This window comes from Roseateles sp. P4_D2, from assembly GCF_056401875.1.
In genome coordinates this window covers 420,551-441,756 of sequence record NZ_JBFUIM010000002.1, presented here as the reverse complement: position 1 = coordinate 441,756, position 21,206 = coordinate 420,551, and the positions used below count along the sequence as shown (strand labels likewise).

Below are 21,206 nucleotides of genomic sequence, written 5' to 3'. Positions count from 1 at the left end.
CGCTCCCTAGCCGGCCCGCACTGGCGATGTGCGTGGGGCTCAACGCCATACGCATCGCCGTCCCCTCGGGGACCGGCCAGACTGGCCTGCCTTCAGCAAGGCGAGACTGGACGAGGGGCTAACGCCCCAACACGCGAAGGATCTCCCGGCCGTAGGCTTCGAGCTTCTTCGCCCCCACGCCGCTGATCTCCCCCAGTTCGGCCAGGTCCCCCGGCAGGACGCGGGCCATCTCCGCCAGCGTCGTGTTCTGGAAGATCACATAGGCCGGCAGGCCATGCTCCTTGGCCACCTCGGAGCGCCAGGCCTTCAGCGCCTCGAAGCGCTCGTGGCCCTCGGCGTCCAGGCCGAGTGCCGGATCGGCCTTCGGCTTCGCGCCGCCACGGGCGGTCTTTGACTTGCCGCGCGGCTTCTTCTCCTCGGCCTCGCGCAGGCGCAACTCCACCTCACCCTTGAGCACCGCCCGGGCGCTGTCCTGCAGGGCCAGCGTGTTGAACTCGCCCTCGGCGGCCACATGGCCCAGCGAGATCAGCTGGCGCAGCACGGCACGCCACTGCTGCTCGGACAGGTCGGCGCCGCAGGCCCAGGTCGACAGGTTCTCGTGGCCGTATTGCTTGGTCTTGTCGGTCGCCTTGCCGCGCAGCACGTCGATCAGGTGGCCGGCGCCGAAACGCTCGCCGCGCTGGTGGAAGCGGTAGATGCAGCTCAGCAGCTTGCGTGCCGCCTCGGTGCCGTCCCAGGTCTGCGGCGGGTTCAAGCAGTTGTCGCAGTTGCCACAGGGCGTTGACGCTTCGCCGAAGTAGCCCAGCAGCCGCACGCGCCGGCAGTCAGTCGCCTCGGCCAGCGCCAGCAACGCATCCAGCTTGCCGCGCTGGCCCTGCTTGAAGACCTCGTCGGCCGGGCTGTCGTCGATCATGCGGCGCTGGTTGACGACGTCGGCCAGGCCATAGGTCATCCAGGCCTCGGCCGGCGCGCCATCGCGGCCGGCGCGGCCGGTCTCCTGGTAGTAGCTCTCGATGTTCTTGGGCAGGTCCAGGTGGGCGACGAAGCGCACATCGGGCTTGTCGATGCCCATGCCGAAGGCGATGGTGGCGACCATGACGATGCCGTCCTCGCGCAGGAACCGGTCCTGGTGGCGGCGGCGCACGTCGGCGTCCAGGCCGGCGTGGTACGGCAGGGCCTTGATGCCCTCGCTCTCCAGCCACACCGCTGTCTCGTCGACCTTCTTGCGGCTCTGGCAGTAGACGATGCCGGCTTCGCCCTCGTGCTCGTCGTTGATGAAGCGCAGCAGCTGGTCGCGCGGCGAGGTCGTCTTTTCCGCGATCAGGTAGCGGATGTTGGGCCGGTCGAAGCTGCTGATGAAAACGCGGGCGTCCTGCAGTTGCAGCCGCTGGATGATGTCGGCCCGCGTCAGGTCGTCGGCGGTGGCCGTCAGCGCGATGCGCGGCACATCGGGGAAGCGCTCGTGCAGCAGACTGAGCTGCAGATACTCGGAGCGGAAGTCATGCCCCCACTGGCTGACGCAATGCGCCTCGTCGATGGCGAACATCGACAGCAGGCCGCGTTCGTGCAGCGACGCGAGCTGGGCCAGGAAGCGCGGCGTCGTCAGGCGCTCGGGCGCGGCATAGAGCAGAGTCAGCCGCCCGCTCATCATCTCGCGCTCGATGCGGCTGGCCTCCTCGCCGGTCTGGCTGGAGTTCAGGAAGGCGGCGTGCACGCCGGCCTCCTCCAGCGCGCCGACCTGGTCGTGCATCAGCGCGATCAGCGGGCTGACGACGATGGCCACACCCTGCTGGCGCGTGTGGCGCACGATGGCGGGCACCTGGTAGCACAGGCTTTTGCCACCACCGGTGGGCATCAGCACCAGCGCGTCGCCGCCGGCAGCCACCTGCTCGACGATGTCGGCCTGCTGGCCGCGGAAGGCGGTGTAGCCGAAGACTGCTGACAGGACCTGGTGAGCTGCGGATTGCAGGTCGTCGGTGGGGCTTGGAAGATGCAGGGGCGGATTCATTCAACCCGCATTGTCCCAGGAGCCTTCCGATGACCACACCCGCCGAGTTGCGTGAGCGACTGATCCGCAATTTCAACGATGCGCCGCGCGAGCGCTTCCTGCGCGCACCGCGCTACGACAGCGAGACCGCCTCGATGACCAAAGGCACGGCCGCCCAGCAGATGGGCGCCAGCTTCGACATCGTCGCGCCCGGCCAGCAGAGCTGCCCCTATCACTACCACTACGCCGAGGAGGAGATGTTCATCGTCGTCCAGGGCCAGGGCACGCTGCGTGTGGCCGGCGAGTTGGTGCCCATCAAGGCCGGCGACGTCATCTCCATCCCGGCGGGGCCGGAGTACCCGCACCACATCATCAACACCTCGGACGCGCCGCTGCACTACCTGTCCATCAGCACCCAGAAGGAGCCGGAGATCTGCGTCTACCCGGACTCGGGCAAGGTCGGCAGCTTTGCGCCGGGGCTGCGCCTGTTGCAGCGCAAGGAAGCGGGGCTGGATTACTGGGACGGCGAGGCATGAATCGGTCGAGGCCGGAGCTGCCCCGGACGTTCCGGGTCAGGTCCAGCCCCGAAGTCATCAGTAGTGCGGCGGCAGCTCGTCACGCAAGCCGCGCATGCCGTCCGGCTCGGCCGCCGTGGCGCGGTTGCGCAGCTCGACGAGCTCGCGCACCAGTCGGTCGATCTGCTCCTGCTGGCGCACGACGACCTGGTTGAGCTGCTCGACCGTGTCTTCGGCGAAGCTGGCCTTGATCTCGAGGTCGGTGATGCGTTGTTCGAGGGCTTGCAAGGTGTCCATGACGATATGGTGGCGCATTTCGGCGGGGTTGCGGGCCGAGTTGGGCGACGTACGCGCGCGGTGGAGCGGCTGGTTTGCGGCGGCGGAAATCGGCACAGCCTGAGCAAGCCTTCGGAAAGCGGCCGCTCAACGTTTGAACTTATCGGTAGTCACAATGGGCGACGCCCGCTTTCGCCTGTCCGTGCGATGGAAGGGCTAGGCACCATCGTCTTCCTCACAAGACAGGTACTCAGCTACTTGGCCAACGCCTTCCACTTCAAATCCAACTTTCTGGGCCACCCTCCCGGGGCCCGCACTTTCGGGGATGGGAAGAATGAACCTGATGTCGAGGCTGGTCTGCGCCAGCATGTGTTTGTTTGCCGGCACTGCCTTGGCAGCCGGCAACACGGCGAACGCCGCAACATGGAAGCTCATCTTCAACGGCAAGGATCTCAGCGGCTGGTCGGCGCACTACGCATCCAAGGTCAGCGCCGATACGCCGGCCGCGTCCAGCATCTTCGAAGTGAAGAATGGCGAGATCCACGCGTATCCCACGCACGTGGCGGGCACGCCCCAGCCGTTCGCGTACGTCGTCACCGACGCTGACTTCAAGGACTACGTGATCAGCCTCGAATACAAATGGGGCAATAAGAAGTTTCCGCCGCGGCTTCACGAAGTGCGCGATGCGGGCCTGCTGTATCACGTGTATCGCGTGCGGCCGTCAGACTGGCCGGCGAGTGCCGAAGCCCAAATCCAGGAAGGCGACACCGGAGATTCGTGGGCGATATCGACGCAAGCCTCGAGCTTCGTCGATCCGAAGACCGGCCGTTATGCACTGCCCGAAAACGGCGGTGTCCCCATCACGGGCGGCGAGAACGAGGGCTACCACCGTACGCGCCACGGGCGTGTCAACGAGCGTCCGGGCTGGAACACGCTCGAAGTCATCGTGCACGGCGATCGCGCCACACACGTCGTCAACGGCGTCGTGAACATGCGCGTCAGCGAACTCAAGTCCTGGGATGCCGGCACGAGCAGCTGGGTCAAACTCGACCACGGCAAGATCGTGCTTCAAGCTGAAGGCGCCGAGGTTTTCTATCGCAACATCAAGGTTCGGGCGCTCACGGAGACCGACGACATGCTGCCTGCGCCTGCACTCAGCGAGGTATGGTTCCCGGTTCCACCCAAGGTGACGCCGGGCGCGGCGCCAGGTGCCGCACCGTCGGACGCCATCGTGCTGTTCGACGGCAGGAGCCTCGACGCATGGAAAAGCGCGAACACCGGGGCAGCCGCGGGCTGGAAAATTGACAACGGCGAATTGGTGGTCGGCCCGGGCACCGGCGACATCCAGACCCAACAGTCCTTTGGTGACGTTCAACTGCACCTGGAGTGGCGCGCGCCCAAACTTCCCGCCGACAAAGTGAGTCAGGATCGCGCCAACAGCGGCGTATTCCTGCAGGATGTCTACGAGGTTCAGATTCTCGACAACTTCGAGAACCCGACCTACGTGAACGGCATGGTGGGGTCGATCTACAAGCAGTTCCCGCCGCTCGTCAATGCCACTTGGCCAGCCGAGAACTGGAACACTTACGACATCATCTACGCCGCGCCGCGCTTCGCGGCTGACGGTTCGCTCATTTCACCGGCGCGACTTACGGTGTTGTTGAATGGCGTGCTGGTGCAGAACAACTCCGCGCTCAAGGGCGGCACCACCTACATCGGTACGCCCAGCTATCGAGCACATGCCGAAATGCCGCTGCGCCTGCAGGATCATGGGCATCTGGTCCGGTACCGCAACATCTGGGTGCGCAAGCTTTGATGGGGACGTTGCTGGTTTCCTGACAAGAGGGAGACCGGTTCGAAGTGCCCTGTTCTGCCCGGTACTGCCGTCCTCGGGCTACTCACCGAAGTGGTGAACGGCGCAAAGTGCGCAAGGTGTTGAGGCATCGAGACTTTCAATGAGTCGCGAGCGGTCAACTGCCGGATCTAGGTTCAATGACCGTTGCCGCTGGTATCGGCCATTAGGTCGCGAAATCTGGGTGACAGCAGCCAGCCTGAAGCACGCGCCTGTTTACGCTCGCTGACGCCCGCGATCCAGCGCGGCGGCCGCCATGCTGCCTATGTGCCTAAACACCGCGCTATGGCGCCATCTGAAACTCGACCCGCGCCCAGTGCCCCAGCCCATCCATGACAGTGAGCCGGTGCGCGCCCGCGCGCTCCACGTGCAGCGTCTGTGCCGCGCCAGCCGTCGTGCTGGCCGCCATCCATTGACCATCAAGCAGCCACGTCAGCCCCTGCTGCGCGCCGATCGCCTGCAGCTTCAGCACGACCTCGCGCTGGCCCGGCGCCGGGCGCAGCACCGTGCCCGGCTCCAGGCCCACGACGCGCAGCCGGTTGGCTGCCAGCTGCTGGCTGGCGCAGCCCGGTCGCCAGGCCAGGCGCTCCAGCGGGTGGCGCTGCTCGGCATCGAGGAAAGGCCCGAGCAGCGCAGGCCAGCGCACAGCCTCAAAACGCTCGGCCTCGGGCGCGCAACCGGGTTGCACGCGCTGGCCCGCCGCCACCCAGACAGGCTCTGCCAGCGGCCCCGGTCGCAGCCGGTCGGGCAACGTCGGCGGCACGGCGCCGTCCAGCGTCCAGGCGATGCGACGCTGCAGGCACAGCGCGGGCTCGGTGGCGGCTTCGGCCAGGCCCATCGGCCAGCAGATGGGCACGGCCGCCACGCTGTCGGGCCGGCGGCGCGGCGCGAGCTGCTGGCGGGCCTCGTCGGGGCCCAGCGCCGCCGCCAGGTCGCGCAGCAACGGTGCCGCCGAGTTGGCGCCAAAGTGGCCGGGGTTGGGTGTGCCGTCGGGCCGGCCTATCCACACGCCGAAGGTGTAGCGGTCCGTCACACCCAGGGCCCAGGCGTCGCGAAAGCCAAAGCTCGTGCCCGTCTTCCACGCCACGCGCTGGCCGCTTTCGCGGAAGGGCGAGCCGGGCCGGCCGCCGTTCTCCAGGATCTCGCGCACGATGTAGGCGGCGCCCTCGCTCATCAGCCGCGCCTCCTTCAGCGGCTCGTCGGGCATCAACCGCGGCCGGGCCGCGATGCCGCCGCGCGCCAGCGCCGTGTAGGCGCCGACTAGCTCCTCCAGCGAGGTGCTGCCGCCGCCGAGGATGAGGCTCAAATTGGGCGCCGCATTGGCCGGCATGCGCAGCCTCAGGCCCGCGTGGCGCAGCCGGCCGGCAAAGCGCTCGGGGCCGAGGCGGTCCAGCAGGTCCACCGCAGGCACATTGAGTGAGCGCTGCAGCGCCTCGCTGACGCTGACGGGGCCCGAGAAATCGGCCTGGAAGTTGCCCGGCGCATAGCCGCCGAAGTTCTGCGGCGCGTCGATGAGCAGGCTTTCGGAATGGATCAGCCCTTCGTCCAGCGCCATGCCGTAGAGAAAGGGCTTGAGCGTCGAGCCCGGCGAGCGCTTCGCGCGCACCATATCCACGTGCGCCCCGCGGCGCGCGTCTGTGAAGTCGGCCGAGCCGACATAGCCACGCACTTCCAGCGTGCGGTTGTCGACGACGAGGGCCGCGAGCGACACGGCATCGGGCAGGCTGTTGAGCCGGTCCGTCAGCAACTGCTCCAGCCGCGCCTGCAGGCCGGCGTCCAGCGTGGTCTGGATCGTCGCTGCCGTCTGACCGTGGCGTTTGGCATCCTGGCGCAAGCGCTCGGCCGCCAAGGGTGCCAGCCAGCGCGCGCGCAGCGGTGGCGCAAAGACGCGCTCCTGCTTGGCGTCGGCCACGTCGGCCGCGCTCCAGATGCCCAGCGTCTGCATGCGCGTCAGCACCTTGTCGCGCGCCGTCTGCGCAGCGGCAACGGCGCGGTCCGGCCGCAGCCGTGTCGGTGACTGCGGCAGCGCGACGAGCAGCGCGGCCTCGGCCTTGGACAGGTCCGCCGCGCCCTTGCCCAGGTAGGCCCGGCTGGCCGTCTCCACGCCCTCCAGCGGCCCGCCCATGGGCGCGAGGTTCAGGTAGAGAGTCAGGATCTCCTGCTTGCTGCAGTGCAGCTCCAGCTGCAGCGCACGCGCGATCTGGCGCAGCTTGGCGGGAATGGTCCGGCCCGCCGCTCGCTCGTCCACCAGCCGCGCGACCTGCATGGTCAGCGTCGACCCGCCCGACACGATGCGCCCATGCCGCGCCCACTGCCAGGCCGCGCGCACCAGGGCCACCGGGTTCACGCCCGGGTGCCAGCGAAACCAGCGGTCCTCGTAATGCAGCAGCGCTTCGGTGTAGTTCGGCGACACGGCCTCGGGCGTCGTCGGGTGGCGCTGCGCACCGTCGTCACCCGGCCAGGCGCGCAGCGGCGTGCCGTCGGCGGCCAGCACGGTCAGCGTCGGCGAGTCGCTGGCAGGCGTGGGCAGCGGGCAGGCGAAGTCCAGCACCAGCACGACGGCGAGCAGGCCGGCAAGCGTGAGTTCGATGTGTCGACGGGTGATGCGCATCGGCATGCCGAAGACGATAGCCGAACCTACCCCCTAGCTTGCATTGCATCCAGACTGCCCGCGCTGCGTAGAGACAAGGCCGCAGCGCTGGTTGTGTCCATCTGTTTGCGGTTCCACCCACGACCCGTCCAACAGGAGATGCCATGAAACTGCCCACCCGCGCGCCGACCCTCGCGCTCATCACCGCCAGCGTCCTCGCCGGCCTGGCCGCTTTGCCGGCCCAGGCCTCCAGCCACCGCGAGGCCCCGTCGATTGGCGGCATGCCGCGTGTCGATGGCACCGACTTCTACCTGTTCAACAGCTACGAAGGCGTGGCCGCCAACGGCAGCGGCGGCCGTGCCGGCTATGTGACGCTGATCGCCAACTACCTGCCGCTGCAGGATGCCTATGGCGGCCCCAACTACTTCAAGCTGGACCCGAACGCGATCTACGAGATCCACATCGACAACAACGGCGATGCGAAGGAAGACATCACCTTCCAGTTCAAGTTCATGAACACGCTCAAGGGCATCACCCTGCCCATCGGCAACCAGGTCGTGCCCATTCCGCTGACCCAGGCCGGCACGGTGAGCGCGCCCAATGCCGCAGCCCTCAACGTCAACGAGAAGTTCGCCCTGACCCTGATCCGCGGCGACCGCCGCACCGGCACGGCCAGCCCAGTAGCCAACCCGGCCGGCGGCACCTGGTTCGACAAGCCGGTGGACAACATCGGCACCAAGACGATTGCCGACTACCCGGCCTATGCCGCCCAGCACATCTACAGCGTCAGCCTGCCCGGCTGCGGCTTCCCGGCCAAGGTCTTTGTCGGCCAGCGCCAGGAGGCCTTCGCGGTCAATCTCGGCCCCATCTTCGACCTCGTCAATGCCGACGTGGGCGTCATCACCAACCGCAGCCTGATCAACGCGGCGGCGGTCAATTCCATCCAGGACAAGAACGTCACCTCGCTCGCGCTGGAGGTGCACAAGAGCTGCCTCACGCAGGGCAACGAGACCGTCATCGGCGGCTGGACAACGGCCAGCGTGCGCCAGAGCCAGATCGTCAACGCCGCACCGCCCAGCGGCTACGACACGGCCGTGAAGACCGGCGGCGCCTGGGTGCAGGTCTCGCGCCTGGGCAACCCACTGGTCAACGAGGTCGTCATCGGCCTGGCCGACAAGGACAGGTTCAACGCCTCGGTGCCCACGGGCGACGGCCAGTTCGCCACCTATGTCACCAACCCGACGCTGCCGGCCCTGCTGTCGGCCGTGCTGCCCATCGGCAACGCCGCCCCCACCAACCTGCCGCGCCTGGACCTGGTGACCACCTTCCTGACCGGCATCCCCGGCGTCAACCAGCCGGCCAATGTGGTGGGCTCGGAGATGCTGCGCCTGAACACGGCCATCGCGCCGCGGCCGTTTGCGATGCAGAACCGCCTGGGCATCGTCGGCACACTGCGCGATGGTGAGAACCCGCCCGACCTGGCCGGCTTCCCCAATGGCCGCCGGCCCAAGGATGACGTCGTCGACGTGTCGCTGGCCGCCGTCATGGGTGGCCTGTGCTGGCTGAACAACGGCGGCGCGCTGTTCGGCCCGGCCTGCACCCGCGCCGTGGTGCCGCTGGGCGCCACCTCGCTGGAGCTGCACGACGGCGTCGACCAGGCCGTGGTGCCGCTGCTGCCCGGCTTCCCGTACCTCAACACGCCCAAGCCAGGCGCGAAGTGAACCCTTCCAGGAGCAAAGCCATGAATCGATTCCTCGGCGCCGTGGCCCTCGCGGCCGCGATGTGCAGCGGTGGGGCGGCACACGCCGGCCTCATCACCTTCGACAACCCCGGTGTGATCGACATCGACAACAACACCGGCATTGCCACCTACGGCGAGGCGGGCTTCGTCATCAGCGGGTCGGCCACCAGCTTCCTGCCGCTGGACGGCGCGATGGTGGGCGGCTTCGACACGACGCCCTTCATGCTCAGCCTGCTCGGCGGCGGTGGCTTCGGGCTGCAGTCGCTGGACGTGGCGGCCTACGACCTGGGCTTCGGTCCAGGCACTCTCGCTTTGGTCGGCCTGCTGGGCGGCACGCAGGTGGCCTCGCTCAGCGTCGACCTGGCCAACCCGGGCAGCGTGGTGTTCGACAGCAGCTGGGCCAACCTGACGTCGGTCAGCTTCTCTGCCAGCGGCGGCTTTGCGCTCGACAACATCAGCGCGGTGCCGGAGCCGAACAGCTTTGCGTTGGCGGGCGCAGGGCTGCTGTTGATCAGGGTGGCTCGCCGGCGGCGGCGCTGATCGGCGCGGCAAGGGTTGGGGCCGGCCGCGTTGTCTGGACGAGCCGGCGCAAACGCACGGCTTGAGCTTTCTCGTTGACCCATATATTTTGGTCAACCTGACCAGAATTGGAGCGCAACGTGAACCCAGCGAAACCCGAAAGACCAGCCAACCCAAGGCACTGGGTATTGCAGGACGCCAAGGCCCGCTTCAGCGAGCTGGTGCGGCGCGTCCACAGCGAGGGGCCGCAACACGTCACCGTGCACGGCCGGGACGAGGTGGTGGTCATCACCCTGCAAGACTTCCGCCGCCTGCAGGGTGAGCGCACCGGGCGCGACCTCATCGAGGTCATGCAGGCCTCGCCGTGGCGCGATGTCGATCTCGACGTGAGCGGCTCGCCCATGCCCGTGAGGGATGTGGAGCTGTGACCGGTTACCTGCTGGACACCAACGTCATCTCCGAGCTACGCAAGCCCCGGCCCGAGCTTCGCGTGCTGGAGTTCGTGGCCGCGCAGGCGTTGGAGAACCTCTACGTCAGCACGGTGACGCTGGCGGGAATCCGCTTCGGCATCGAACGAGTCCCCGATGCCGGCCGCCGTGCCGAACTGAGCGCCTGGCTCACGCACAAGGTGAGGCCGATGTGAGGCCGATGTTCGAGCACCGCGTGCTGCCCGTATCGGAAGACGTGATGCTGGTGTGGCGCCTGCTTGTGGACGCCGGGCGCAAGGCCGGGCACACCTTCTCCCAACCCGACCTGATCATTGCCGCCACCGCAGCCCACCACGGGCTCACCGTGGTGACGCGGGACGTTTCGGAGTTCGAACACGCCAAGGTCCCGGTGCTGAACCCCTGGTGATAGCGGTCGAATCTCGCCGGACGACGAGCTAGCGAGCGCTGGACGCCGCCCGCGCCGCACGCACCTGCTGAAGTTCGGCCTTCAGCCACTGCGCGCTCTCCACCGGCGCCTTGCCGGCACAGCGCACCAGATACGGCTTGCCGCTCATGCTGCTGGTGGCCGCGCCGCGTTCGATGAACTGCTCGGCCGTCTGCACCATGTCCTTGCCTTCGAGGACCTCCAGCTTCTTCAGCAGATGCGCCCTAGCCTCGGCGCCGGCATACCAGCTGCCGTTGCGGTTGAACTCGCAGCCGGAGGCCTGCAGCCGCGTCAGCAGCGCGTCGACCTCGGCGCGAGCGACGGGTGGCAGCGGTGCGGCGTGGGCCAGGCCGGCGGCCAGCGAAAGCAGAAGGGTGAAGGCAGTGCGCATGAGCCGGATGCTACGAGGACAAACACGTGTCCGACCATAGCGGCCGCGAGGGTAAAACTGCCTCATGAACGACACCTCGCAACGCTGGCAGGTCCACCCCGAAGTCGCACGCGCCGAGACGCTGGACAAGGCCTTCTACCTCGACCCCGCCGCGCAGCGCCTGCAGTACGAGCGTGTGCTCGCGCGCAGCTGGCAGTGGCTTGCTGACCTGCAGGGCGTGCGGGCGCCGGGCAGCCTGCAGCCGGAGACGCTGCTGCCAGGCAGCCTGAACGAACCCCTGCTGCTGTCGCGTGACGCGGCCGGTGCGCTGCGCTGCCTCAGCAACGTCTGCACCCATCGCGGCAATCTGCTCATCCACCAGCCCTGCCAGGACGCCGCCCAGATCCGCTGCGGCTACCACTCGCGTCGCTTCGAGCTGGACGGGCGCATGAGCTTCATGCCCGAATTCCAGCAGGCGCTGGACTTCCCCCGCCCTTGCGACAACCTGCCGCAGTTGCCGCTGCAGGACTGGGGCGGCCAGGGCTTTGTCGCGTTGGAGGAGCCGCTGGACACGTTCGACGCCTTCTTCGGCCCGGCCATGCAGCGCCTGCACTGGCTGCCGCTGCAGGACTTCCGCCTCGACGCCAGCCGCAGCCGCGACTACGAATTCGATGCGCATTGGGCGCTCTACGTCGAGAACTACCTCGAAGGCCTGCACATCCCCTTCGTGCACCCGGGCCTCACGCAGACGCTGGACCTGAGCCAGTACCGGTACGAGCTGCACGAGTGGAGCAATCTGCAGCTGGCGGTGGCGCGGGCCGACGAGCCGGCCTTCGAGCTGCCGCCCGAGGCGGCGGAATACGGCCAGCGCATCGCAGCCTACTACTGGTGGGTGTTCCCCAACCTGATGCTGAACTTCTACCCCTGGGGGCTGTCGCTGAACCAGGTCACGCCAATCAACACGACAGGCCCGGCGCGAACGCGCGTGCGCTTTCGCAGCTACGTCTGGAAGCCCGAGCTGCTGGGCAGCGGCGCCGGCGGCGCGCTCAATCAGGTCGAGATGGAAGACGAGGCCGTCGTCATGACCGTGCAGCAGGGGCTGCGCTCACGCTTCTATCAACGCGGGCGCTATTCGCCGACGAGGGAGCAGGGGGTGCATCACTTTCATCGGTTGATTGGGCGGGCGATGGGGGCTTGAGGCGATCACCTGGCCGCATCGAAAGCCACGAATCCCGCCTGCGTCAGACGAGGATGACCGTATCCGTGTAGCGCGCCAACGTGGCGTCATGTGTCAACAGCCGCAGCGGCTCGGTCAACGCTTGGGCGGCCAGCAGCCGATCAAACGGGTCCGCATGATGGGCCGGCAATTCGCCCACCGCCGCCGCATGCTCACCCGATACGGCCAGCAGCTGAAAGCCGGATTCCTCGAAGTAGGCCAGCGCTTGGGCTCCCGAGACCGGCATGTCACCGCGCCCCAGCGAGTGCTTGATCGAAATCTCCCACACCGACGCAGCGCTGACCCAAGCCGTATTGCCCGGCGCCAGGATGAGTTCGCGTGCCCTGGCCGGCAGGCGCGGGCTGTCCGCGATGGCCCACAGCGCGATGTGGGTGTCCAGCAGCAGGTTCACAAGCCGGACACGCCGAACAGTTTTGCCACCTCGTCGTTGTGGGCGTCGATGTCGTCGGGCACCTCGATCAACCCCTTGGCGACGCCGATGCGCGCGGCCGGCGGACGAGCTGACATCGCCACCAGCCTGGCCGCAGGCCTGCCGTTGCGCGCAATGACGATCTCCTGCTCCGCGCCGCTTTCCACGGCCTCCACCAGCCGGGAAAGGCTGGACTTGGCTTCGAGCATGTTGACGGCGTTCATGGGTGCAGCTTGGTTGGCTAAGTCTGGCTAATCTAGGCTAGTAGCTGAGTGGCGTCAAGCTCGGTAGCTTGGGGTAAGCCACGCGAGCCCCACGCATGCTTGGCGGTCAGAACCGTTGGGGTTCACTGCGTTCACCCCGACCTACCGCGCTTGGCTGCAGCTTCTGTCGGGATTCACTGCGTTCATCCCATTAACCTACCGGGCTCAATCGCCACCATCATGGATCCGCCTGGTTTGAGCCGTCGGGCGCGACAGCTTCATTTGCCGTTTTGTCAGGCAATGGCGCACCGGGCTCCGCTGCACTGGGCGGCCGCGGATTCGAGTCGTGAAAACCATAGGCTGAGATCCACCACACACCCACGACAAATACAAGAAGGACGAAAAGTACCACCGGCCAATGCAAGATCAAAAACAGCAAGCCATCCAGATCCACAGGAGATGACGTTCCCGCCCGGCAAGTCCGCGGAAACGCCGCCGAAAACGTAAAAACACTTGCCGGAATGGTGACGGCAACAAACCAAGAGGCCAGACGAAGCTTCGCGTTCATTTCTTGTCCACCACCGTGATCTCCCCTTCGGCCTTTCCAATCCCTCTCACCTCCGGCCGATACATATCCTCCGCAAACGTCGCCGGCACCACGTACTTGCCCGGAGTCACGGCTCGCACGAGGTAGAAGACATCCAGCGTCTGCCCCAGGGACGCGGCGGCGACGAAGCGGTCGTCGCGGTACTCCATGTGGACGATACGTTCGTTGGCGTTGGCCTGGGCGATGTTGACCCCCTCCACCGTGAACTCGCCGGCCTTGGGGCCTTGGCTGAGGTTGAGGTTCTCGATCTCGAAGCCCGCTGGGATGCGGTCCACGATCAGGCCGTCCTTGATGGACTGCGGCGCCTTCACGCGCAGGCGCACGACGAACATCTCGCCGGTGGTGAACTGCCGTGCCGTCACCGGCTTGCCGTCAGTCGTGAACATGGCGCGCTCGACCGAGATGCGGTCGCTGGTCGGCGCCAGTGGCTTGGTCGGGTAGCCCTGGGCGGTCACGTCGAGGTACAGCGGCGCCGCGCCCTCGTTCTTCAGCGCGATGCCCGACTTGAGCTTGGCGAGCTCGAAGCTCTGCTGGCCCACGCCGCTGCCGGTCCAGGCGTCGGCCTTGGCGCCCACGTTCAACGCTGTCTTCCAACCGTCGTCCTTGCCTGCGCCGTTGGTGGCGGCCTGCACGGCCAGGAAGAGGGCCAGGCGCTCCTGCGTCGAGTAGTAGTTGCGGCGGCTGAAGTCGTCGGACAGGTCGAACAGCAGGTTCTCGCGCTTCTCGTGCGCGACCTTGTGGCGCAGCAGCAGCGCGTAGGCCAGCGCACGGTCGCGCACGCGTGAGCCGTAGTCGCCCAGCCACTGGCTCCACCAGTAGTTGTTGGGGTCGTCGGGCTGGTAGCCGTAGCCGCGCTGCATCGCGTCGTCCAGGGCCGCCTTGGCGCGGCCTTCGTCGCCCATCAGCTTCAGCGCCAGGCTCAGCTGAACCAGCGGCAGCGGCGACAGCGCATGGCTGCGGTACTGGTCGTGCAGGGTGCGCAGCGTGGCCAGCGGCGCCTTCTGCTCGCGCGCCAGGATGTAGCCGGCGTGCGCGGCCTCGGCAAAGCGCTGGTGGGCGATGCGCAGGGTCTCGGCGTCGCGCCAGTCGGCGATGCGGCCCTTGTCGTCGCGCTTGGGCTCCTTGGCCGGCGTGGTCTGCTGGGCCGGGGCGCGCTGGAACTGCTCCAGCAGGTTGTCCAGCGAGCGCTTGAGCATGGCCTCGGGCACGGCAAAGCCGGCGTCGCGCGAGTCCTGCAGGAAGCCGGTCACATAGGCGCTCAGCCACCCCTCGTACGGGCTGCTGGACGCCCACAGGCCATAGCCGCCCTTGGGTTGCTGCATGCTGGCCAGGCGAGCGAAGGCGCTGTCCAACCGTTTCGCGCGTTCTTCCCGAGGGACTGGCGTCATGCCCCAGCGCTTGGCGGCCTCGTCGTCGATGAAGACCAGCGGGTAGGCGCTGGACGTCGTCTGCTCCAGGCAGCCATAGGGGTACATCAAGAGGCCCTTGACCTGGTCCTTGATGTCGATGGGCGGCGTGTTGGACACACTCAGCGCCACACTGGCCGTGCCGGCCCAGAAGGCGTCGAGCAGTGCCTTGTCCAGCGTCTGCGTGGCGCCGGGCTCCAAGCGGATGCGCCGGCTCTCGCGCACCAGTGGCGTGATGGGCTGCACCTGCAGCGCCGCCTCGCGCGTGATGCTCAGCGGCCCCGCCGTCACCTTGACCTCGATGGGCGCCAGCCCCGAGGCATCCAGGGCCTCGGCCTGGAAACGCAGGATCTGGCGCTGCTTGTCGGCCAGCTTCAGGCTCTCGGCACCGCCGGTGATCTTCAAGGGCCCGCTGGAAGTGACTGACACCTTCACGTCCTGCGCCGCACCACTGAGGTTGGTCACATCGAGAGCGATGGTCGCCTTGTCCCCCGGCGACACAAAGCGCGGCATGTTCAGCTCGGCCACCAGCGGCGCGGCGACAACCGTCTCCGCCTGGGCCGACGCATAGCTGTCGGCACTCGACACCACCGCCATCACGCGCAGCGTGCCGTTGAAGTCCGGCAGCTTCAGGTTGATGGTCGCCTCGCCCTTGGCATCGAGCTGCACCGGTCCGCTGAACAGGTCCACCAGCAGCACCTTGCGCGGCATGGACTGCGAGTCGCGCTTGCCGGCGTCGCCGCCGAAACGCTGCTTGGCCACATTGCCTTCCATCTTCTCGATGAGGCGGCCATAGAGGTCCAGCATGTCGGCGCCGTAGCGATGCTTGCCGAAGAAGAAGTCCTGCGGATCGGGTGTCTTGTAGTTGGTGATGTTCAGGATGCCGACGTCCACCGCCGAGACGGTGACGATGGCGGGTTTGCCGGCCAGGGCCGGCACCTTGACGCTGACGGGCAGCGACACCGACGGCTGCGTCTTGGCCGGTACGGTCAGTGCCAGCTTGGGCTTGCGGTCCTCGCGGTTCAGCGGCAGGTGCACCAGGCCCAGCGCGCGGGCCGGCGTCACCTTGTCGCCCTGGCTGCCGGGGCGGAAGGCGGCCACCGTGATGTAGAGGTCGTGGCGGGCCCAGCTGGCATCGACGGGGATGTCGATGTCCGTGCCGCTGGCCTTCACGCCGATGCGCTTGGTCCACAACACGCGGTCGCCTTCGACGGTGACGATGGCCTCGCCGTCATGCGGTGGCTTGATGGCCAGCTTGGCCACGTCGCCCGGCTTGAAGGGCGCACCCTGCAGCTTGAGTTGCACGCGGTCGGGCCGGTTGCCGATGTCGTCGGCGTCCTGGGCGCCATAGCCGGCGTAGAAGCCATAACGCATCGTCAGGCCGGTGTCGGGGTCTTTCACCTCCAGGCGGTAGCGGCCCCAGCGCACGGGCAGTGCGATCTTGGTGCGGGCCGTCAGCGCCAGGCTGCGCGCCTCCACCAGCTCCTCGTTGACGTTGAAGCCCGAGTTCCAGCCACGGCCGTCGTCATAACGCCAATACCACTGGCGCTCCTCGTAGATGAGCTTGAGCTGCACTTCCTTGCTCGGCTTGAAGTTGCCGCTCGAGTCGACGCGCGCCAGCTCGAACTCGGCCAGGCCGTTCTCGGCCGACACATTGCGGTCGAACAGCGGCCGCGCGCCGACCAGCACGGGCGCCGGCCACCACGTGCGCTCGATGGCGCGCACGACCGGCCGGCCGCCGGACTCCAGCAGGCTGAAGGCCGCGCGAACGCGCATCGGCGACTTGCGCTCACCGAATGCCGTCGCGATCTTCATGCTGGCCTTGCCTTCGGCGTCCAGCTCCTGCTCTTCCAGGTCCTGCCGGTTCTTGGCCTTGTCGTCGGCCAGGTCGCCAAAGATGAAGCCGGGCAGCTTGGCCGGCAGCGGCATCAGGAGGCGCTCGGAATAGGCGCTGCCCTGCAGCCGGTTGCCGCCGGCGGGTGCGCCGTAGAGGTAGTCGCCCTGGGCCTGCACCGTGATGCCGCCGTCACCGTTGAGGGTGCCCTCGGGCGCGGTCAGCGTGAGCTTCATGCGCTCGGGCAGGAACTCCTCGACCTTGAAGGCCCATTGCGCATCGGGTTGCTTGGCACCGGGGTCGACGCGGGCCTGGATGGTCCAGCCACCGGTGGGTGCGTCGGCCGGCAAGGTGATGCCTTGCTGGTAGTAGCCGGTGCCCGTCTTGCCCGGCTGCACCAACTGCTCGACGAGTTTGCTGCCGTCGGGCTTCTTGACCGTCAGCGTGATGGGCAAGGGCTTGGGCAAAGGCTTGCCGTCGGCGTCTCGCGCCAGCACCGAGACCTGGAAGTTCTCGCCCGGCCGATACAGGTCGCGGCCGGCGTAAACGAACAGCTTGTTGCTGCGCGAGGGGTGGCCGGTGGCGTCGAACTCGCTCAGGTCCAGCGCCGCGTCGCGCAGCGACAGGATGGACATCTCCTTGCCTTTGCGCGCCAGCACGGCGCGGGCCTTGTCACTGCGGCCGGTGAACACGGCGTGGCCGTCGCCATCGGTCTGCGCCTGGGCCAGCGCCTTGCCGTTCTCATCGACCAGGCTGAGCTCCACCCCTGACAGCGCTCCGCCGCTCTTCAGGGACGTGGCGAACACATCCATCTGCTCGGCATGCCGGCGCAGGTGCAGGCCGACGTCGGTGACGTAGTAATGCGTGACCTGGTAGTCCCAGCCGAAGCGGCCGGGCTGGTTCATGATGGCCACGTAGATGCCGGGCTCCTGCAGCTCCTTGATGCCTTCCACGGGCAGGAAGCTGACGTTGCGCCGGTTCGGCCGTGCATCGGTCGTGAAGCGGCCGAGGTAGACGCTGTCGCTCATGGCGCGCAGCTCGTCCAGCACCCAGCCGCCCACGGTGCCCTTGAGCCGCCGCTGGTTGTCGTTGTAGCCGTCGTAGTAGTAACCGCCCTCGCCGTCCTCTTCGCCAGAGTTCACCTGGCGCTCGCGCCGGCCGCTGACCTGCTCCAGGAAGGCCGGCAGCGAGGCCGGCTTGATGCGCAGGAACTGCACGTCCACTTCGGGCGTGTTGATGGTCACGACCGGCAAGCCGCCGTTCTGGCCGGCCGGCAGCACCAGGCCGCGGCTGGCGAAGTAGTAGCTGTCGGGCATGGTCTCGCTGACAGCCTCGCACTTCTGCGCGGTCGCGAGCTTGGCGCCGGTTTTCGCCCCCAGCTGGGCGTTGAACGCGAAGCGAAAGCTGCGGTCCGGCGTCACGAAGGGCAGGTAGAGCACGCGGGGGTTGTCGCCCAGCACCCAGCGGGCGGCCAGCGGCTTGAAGCTGGCGTCCGGCGCCGGCTCCTTCTTGCCGTCGGTGGTGGTTGGCGCGGCGCCTTCCTGCGCGCTGACGAGGGCGCCGAAGTCCTGCTTGCTGTCCAGCGGCTGCGTGAAGCTCAGCGCGATGGCCGGCGAGCCGTCGAAGAGTCGGGCCTTGCAGTCCAGCAGCGCAAAGGCCGCCTGCTCGCCACCGATCTCGGCGCTGCTGGGCAGGGCCGGTTGCCCGAGCTTTTGCGACGCCCACCAGCCGCCGCCCACCACCGCCACCACACCCACCAGGGCCGTGACGGCCTTCTTCCACGCAACCATCGAATTCCTCCCCGCAATTTGGCGAGGAGTTTAGGTAGCGATCAGCGGCTGTCCACGGAAGGTTTCTTCTCGCCGCGGGCGCTGATCGAACCCTTGGTGCCGCGGTTCGTCATCAATAGGTAGCTCGCCGTCCTAGGGGGATCGGCGCCACATCGATTGACCCTCCCCAAGCGCAGGCGTAGAAAAGCCTCGGCCCGCAGTTCGCCGGGCGGTCAAGGAGTGGCTTCATGAAATTCCGGCATCTTCTGGTGGGCCTGACCGCCCTCGGCTGCGCCTTCGCAGCATCCGCAGGCTCGACCATCGCCAGGACGTCGGCCAGCGCGCTTGGCACGCAATTCGACCCGCCCGTGGACGATTTCGACAGCGGCACGTTCAGCGCCTCGTCATCAGCCGCCGGCAACGGCGCTGGCGGCACGGCTGATGCGTCGGTGGCCCTGGGTGTCATCAAGCTCTACGCCTCCAGCTTCGCCGGCGCCGGCAACCACCTGGGCACCGCCTTTGCCGAAGGCGCGTACGGGGAGGACATCACAATCAGCTCGGCCGGTCTCAACGGTACGCAGGCGCGCGTCACCATGGGTGTCACGCTGCAAGGCATGATCGACCCGACCGGGGGCGGCTATTCCTCGGTGAACTTCTCTTTGAACGGAGCCGGTTTCCTCGGCAGCTGGGGCGCCCACTCGAACCCTGCATTCCCGGGCGGGTTCCCAGTCGACTTCGTCAGCGCCGTGGCTGGCGGCCCGCTGTACTACTCGGGCATCCACAACATCAAAATCACCATCACGCTGGGCACGCCCTTCACCTTCACGGAGCGGCTGACGGTGTCTGCGGGCAAGATCGACTGCTTGAGCGACCCACAATGCAGCACCAGCGAAGCAGCCTCGGTCACTGCCGATTTCGGCCACTCTTCGTACTGGAACGGCATCTCGGCGATCTCGCTGCTCGACCCCAACACCGGCCTGTACGTGCCTGCGGACATGTCGCTGTTCACGATCACGTCGCCCTCGGGGCTGAACTGGGCCCAGTCCTTTGCTCCGGTGCCGGAGCCGTCCTCGCTGTGGCTGATGTCCCTGGGCGGGCTGCTGGCCGCCTGGCGATACCGTTCGCTCGCCCGATCCCACCCGCGGTAGGCGCGTTTCCCCGCCGGATAGGAGCTTGGTGCTGTGCTTGATGCCCGGCTCTTGCATATCCTGGCAAGCAGCTTGACACGGTAGGCGCTGCCGCGCGGCGCTTGGTCGTGCGCAACGCTTGAGCGCTTGAACGGCACCAACCCACCATGCTGGACACAATATGGTGAAAATGTTCATAATGGTGGACATTTTCGAACCGGATTACCTGTCCGATGCCCAGCAAACCGCCGGTCGTTTTCCCCCAGGAGCAGCGTCTTCTTGCTGCTCTTGGTGAGCGGCTGCGCCTGGCGCGGCTGCGCCGCAAGCTCAGCTCCATGACCGTTGCGCTCCGGGCCGGGATCTCGCGCTCCTCCCTTTACAACGTGGAGGCTGGCGATCCCGGCGCGACACTTGGGACCTATCTGAGGGTGCTCGCCGTACTGGGCCTCGAGAAGGACATCGAGTCGCTCGCGGCCGACGACCAGGTGGGCCGCAAGCTTCAGGACCTGGCGTTGGAGCCCAAGCCCGCTCGAAAGCGCGGCGCCATGCCAGCGTCCTCGCCGAGAGGATCTTGATGAGCGGCTCGAACCTGGAGGTCTGGCTCGACTGTGATCTTGAAGACGCGCGGCGTGTAGGCACGCTGTCTCACGATCGCGGCCAGGTCCGTTTCGTCTACGATCGGGACTGGCTGAAGGATCCGATGGCATTTTCGGTCGATCCCGATTTGTCCCTCGGCGACCAGCCCTACTTTCCGAAGCCAGAGCTGGGCAACTTCGGCATCTTCCTGGACTCGTCCCCGGACCGCTGGGGCCAAACGCTCATGAAGCGACGAGAAGCTCTGCAGGCGAAGGACGAAGGCCGAACGCCCCGGAACCTTTATGCCTGGGATTTCCTGATCGGCGTTCAGGACTTCACGCGTCAAGGCGGGCTGCGATTCCGCCTGGAGGGCGCCGAGGAATTCCTCGGCGCCGAAAAGATGGCCGCACCCCCCGTGACCAACCTGCGCGAGCTCGAGGCCGTGGCCACGTTGCTAACGAGCAAGCGCATCGACGATCTTGACGCGCTGCGTCGGTGGCTGGCCGTGCTGGTGGCGCCAGGCGCTTCATTGGGCGGGGCCAGGCCGAAAGCGAACTTCGCCGAGCAGGACGGCTCGCTCTGGATCGGGAAATTCCCATCGCGTGACGATGACCGGGACATAGGCGCCTGGGAGGCCGCTGTCCACACCATGGCCAAGAGGGCCGGCGTCAGTGTTCCAGCCGCCCGCGCGGTCAGGTTGAACAGCGAGTTCCACACCTTCTGCGTCCAGCGATTCGATCGCGAGAATGGCAAGCGGCAGTTCTATGCGTCCGCCATGACGCTGCTCCGGCGGGAACAGAGTGAGGGCGCGAGCTACCTTGAGCTCGCCCAATTCCTGAGTGCCGGTGGAGACCCTGCATACGTCGCCAGCGACCTCAAGCAGCTGTTCCGGCGAGTGGCTTTCAATGTCGCCGTCGGCAATCGAGACGATCACCTGCGCAATCACGGGTTCCTGCTCGGCAAAGATGGCTGGCGGCTGTCTCCTGCCTTCGATGTCAACCCGAACGTCGATAAAGCGGAGCATGTGCTCAACATCGACGATGTCGACAACCGCCCGAGCATGAGCACGGTGCGGTCGACAGCTGCGTTTTATCGACTCACAGACGCCGAGGCAGGCGCCATCGTCGAAGAGGTGGCGACCGTGGTCGACCAGTGGCGCGACGTCGCCCGTGGAGCGGGCATTTCCGGCGCGGACATCGAGGTCACGGCCGGCGCCTTCTCGGCTCACCGGCAGTACAGGGCAGATGCACTGAATGCCACGTCGCAACCGATGGCCGCGGCCAAGTCTCGGCGGTCAATGATCCGGTAGCAAAAC

Annotated in this window: 19 protein-coding genes; 11 read left to right on the top strand and 8 right to left on the bottom strand. The window is 67.2% G+C overall.

Going from position 1 to position 21,206, the window contains the following annotated elements:
- Positions 1–118: 118 nt before the first annotated feature.
- Positions 119–2,008: a DNA helicase RecQ gene (gene recQ, locus AC1DW0_RS05460; RefSeq protein ID WP_056191393.1), complete on the bottom strand. Its 1,890-nt coding sequence runs from the start codon at positions 2,006–2,008 to the stop codon at positions 119–121.
- A gap of 29 nt (positions 2,009–2,037) precedes the next feature.
- Here recQ and AC1DW0_RS05455 point away from each other — a divergent pair, with 29 nt between their 5' ends.
- Positions 2,038–2,523 (top strand): cupin domain-containing protein, encoded by a 486-nt coding sequence (locus AC1DW0_RS05455; protein WP_056191391.1) that lies wholly within the window; start codon positions 2,038–2,040, stop codon positions 2,521–2,523.
- A gap of 57 nt (positions 2,524–2,580) precedes the next feature.
- Here AC1DW0_RS05455 and AC1DW0_RS05450 read toward each other — a convergent pair whose 3' ends face one another.
- On the bottom strand, positions 2,581–2,799 hold the full coding sequence (locus AC1DW0_RS05450; RefSeq protein WP_056192555.1) for a SlyX family protein: 219 nt from the start codon (positions 2,797–2,799) through the stop codon (positions 2,581–2,583).
- Positions 2,800–3,112: 313 nt separating this feature from the next.
- Between AC1DW0_RS05450 and AC1DW0_RS05445 the strand changes: the two genes are divergently transcribed.
- Complete coding sequence (locus AC1DW0_RS05445) at positions 3,113–4,594, top strand: 3-keto-disaccharide hydrolase (RefSeq protein WP_056191389.1); 1,482 nt, start codon at positions 3,113–3,115, stop codon at positions 4,592–4,594.
- Between the two features lie 319 nt (positions 4,595–4,913).
- On the opposite strand, the gene pbpC is transcribed toward AC1DW0_RS05445, so the two are convergent.
- On the bottom strand, positions 4,914–7,241 hold the full coding sequence (gene pbpC / locus AC1DW0_RS05440; protein WP_056192551.1) for a penicillin-binding protein 1C: 2,328 nt from the start codon (positions 7,239–7,241) through the stop codon (positions 4,914–4,916).
- Between the two features lie 143 nt (positions 7,242–7,384).
- Between pbpC and AC1DW0_RS05435 the strand changes: the two genes are divergently transcribed.
- The 5 genes from AC1DW0_RS05435 to AC1DW0_RS05415 all read left to right on the top strand — a co-directional run bounded on the left by AC1DW0_RS05435 (position 7,385) and on the right by AC1DW0_RS05415 (position 10,335).
- Entirely contained in the window at positions 7,385–8,941 is a 1,557-nt protein-coding gene (locus AC1DW0_RS05435; RefSeq protein WP_056191388.1) for a DUF4331 domain-containing protein, read from the top strand.
- Between the two features lie 20 nt (positions 8,942–8,961).
- Entirely contained in the window at positions 8,962–9,501 is a 540-nt protein-coding gene (locus AC1DW0_RS05430) for a PEP-CTERM sorting domain-containing protein (protein ID WP_457354886.1), read from the top strand.
- A gap of 119 nt (positions 9,502–9,620) precedes the next feature.
- Positions 9,621–9,908, top strand: a complete 288-nt coding sequence (locus AC1DW0_RS05425) for a type II toxin-antitoxin system Phd/YefM family antitoxin (RefSeq protein ID WP_457354888.1) — start codon at positions 9,621–9,623, stop codon at positions 9,906–9,908.
- Complete coding sequence (locus tag AC1DW0_RS05420) at positions 9,905–10,123, top strand: PIN domain-containing protein (RefSeq protein ID WP_477945136.1); 219 nt, start codon at positions 9,905–9,907, stop codon at positions 10,121–10,123. Before AC1DW0_RS05425 ends, AC1DW0_RS05420 begins: the two co-directional genes overlap by 4 nt.
- A 5-nt stretch (positions 10,124–10,128) precedes the next feature.
- Positions 10,129–10,335, top strand: coding sequence for a PIN domain-containing protein (locus tag AC1DW0_RS05415; protein ID WP_477945135.1), 207 nt, complete (start codon positions 10,129–10,131; stop codon positions 10,333–10,335).
- 28 nt (positions 10,336–10,363) lie between these two features.
- On the opposite strand, the gene AC1DW0_RS05410 is transcribed toward AC1DW0_RS05415, so the two are convergent.
- The gene (locus AC1DW0_RS05410; protein WP_056191382.1) at positions 10,364–10,744 is read right to left on the bottom strand and encodes a YfeK family protein; all 381 of its coding nucleotides are present in this window, start codon (positions 10,742–10,744) and stop codon (positions 10,364–10,366) included.
- A 64-nt stretch (positions 10,745–10,808) separates the two neighbouring features.
- Between AC1DW0_RS05410 and AC1DW0_RS05405 the strand changes: the two genes are divergently transcribed.
- Positions 10,809–11,921, top strand: coding sequence for an aromatic ring-hydroxylating oxygenase subunit alpha (locus AC1DW0_RS05405; RefSeq protein ID WP_477945134.1), 1,113 nt, complete (start codon positions 10,809–10,811; stop codon positions 11,919–11,921).
- A gap of 43 nt (positions 11,922–11,964) precedes the next feature.
- Here AC1DW0_RS05405 and AC1DW0_RS05400 read toward each other — a convergent pair whose 3' ends face one another.
- The 4 genes from AC1DW0_RS05400 to AC1DW0_RS05385 form a co-directional block, all read right to left on the bottom strand.
- Positions 11,965–12,351 carry a type II toxin-antitoxin system VapC family toxin gene (locus tag AC1DW0_RS05400; RefSeq protein ID WP_457354894.1) on the bottom strand — a complete coding sequence of 129 codons (387 nt, stop codon included), beginning with the start codon at positions 12,349–12,351 and terminating at the stop codon, positions 11,965–11,967.
- Positions 12,348–12,593, bottom strand: a complete 246-nt coding sequence (locus AC1DW0_RS05395; RefSeq protein WP_457354896.1) for a type II toxin-antitoxin system Phd/YefM family antitoxin — start codon at positions 12,591–12,593, stop codon at positions 12,348–12,350. Before AC1DW0_RS05395 ends, AC1DW0_RS05400 begins: the two co-directional genes overlap by 4 nt.
- Positions 12,594–12,810: 217 nt before the next feature.
- Entirely contained in the window at positions 12,811–13,140 is a 330-nt protein-coding gene (locus AC1DW0_RS05390; RefSeq protein ID WP_457354898.1) for a hypothetical protein, read from the bottom strand.
- Positions 13,137–18,209, bottom strand: a complete 5,073-nt coding sequence (locus AC1DW0_RS05385) for an alpha-2-macroglobulin family protein (RefSeq protein ID WP_457354900.1) — start codon at positions 18,207–18,209, stop codon at positions 13,137–13,139. Before AC1DW0_RS05385 ends, AC1DW0_RS05390 begins: the two co-directional genes overlap by 4 nt.
- 227 nt (positions 18,210–18,436) lie before the next feature.
- Between AC1DW0_RS05385 and AC1DW0_RS05380 the strand changes: the two genes are divergently transcribed.
- The 3 genes from AC1DW0_RS05380 (at position 18,437) to AC1DW0_RS05370 (ending at position 21,200) form a co-directional block, all read left to right on the top strand.
- Positions 18,437–19,336: a PEP-CTERM sorting domain-containing protein gene (locus AC1DW0_RS05380; protein ID WP_457321818.1), complete on the top strand. Its 900-nt coding sequence runs from the start codon at positions 18,437–18,439 to the stop codon at positions 19,334–19,336.
- A 212-nt stretch (positions 19,337–19,548) separates the two neighbouring features.
- Positions 19,549–19,890 (top strand): helix-turn-helix domain-containing protein, encoded by a 342-nt coding sequence (locus AC1DW0_RS05375; RefSeq protein WP_056191376.1) that lies wholly within the window; start codon positions 19,549–19,551, stop codon positions 19,888–19,890.
- Positions 19,890–21,200, top strand: coding sequence for a type II toxin-antitoxin system HipA family toxin (locus tag AC1DW0_RS05370; protein ID WP_477945133.1), 1,311 nt, complete (start codon positions 19,890–19,892; stop codon positions 21,198–21,200). The genes AC1DW0_RS05375 and AC1DW0_RS05370 overlap by 1 nt, the downstream gene beginning before the upstream one ends.
- The last annotated feature ends 6 nt before the right edge of the window (positions 21,201–21,206 follow it).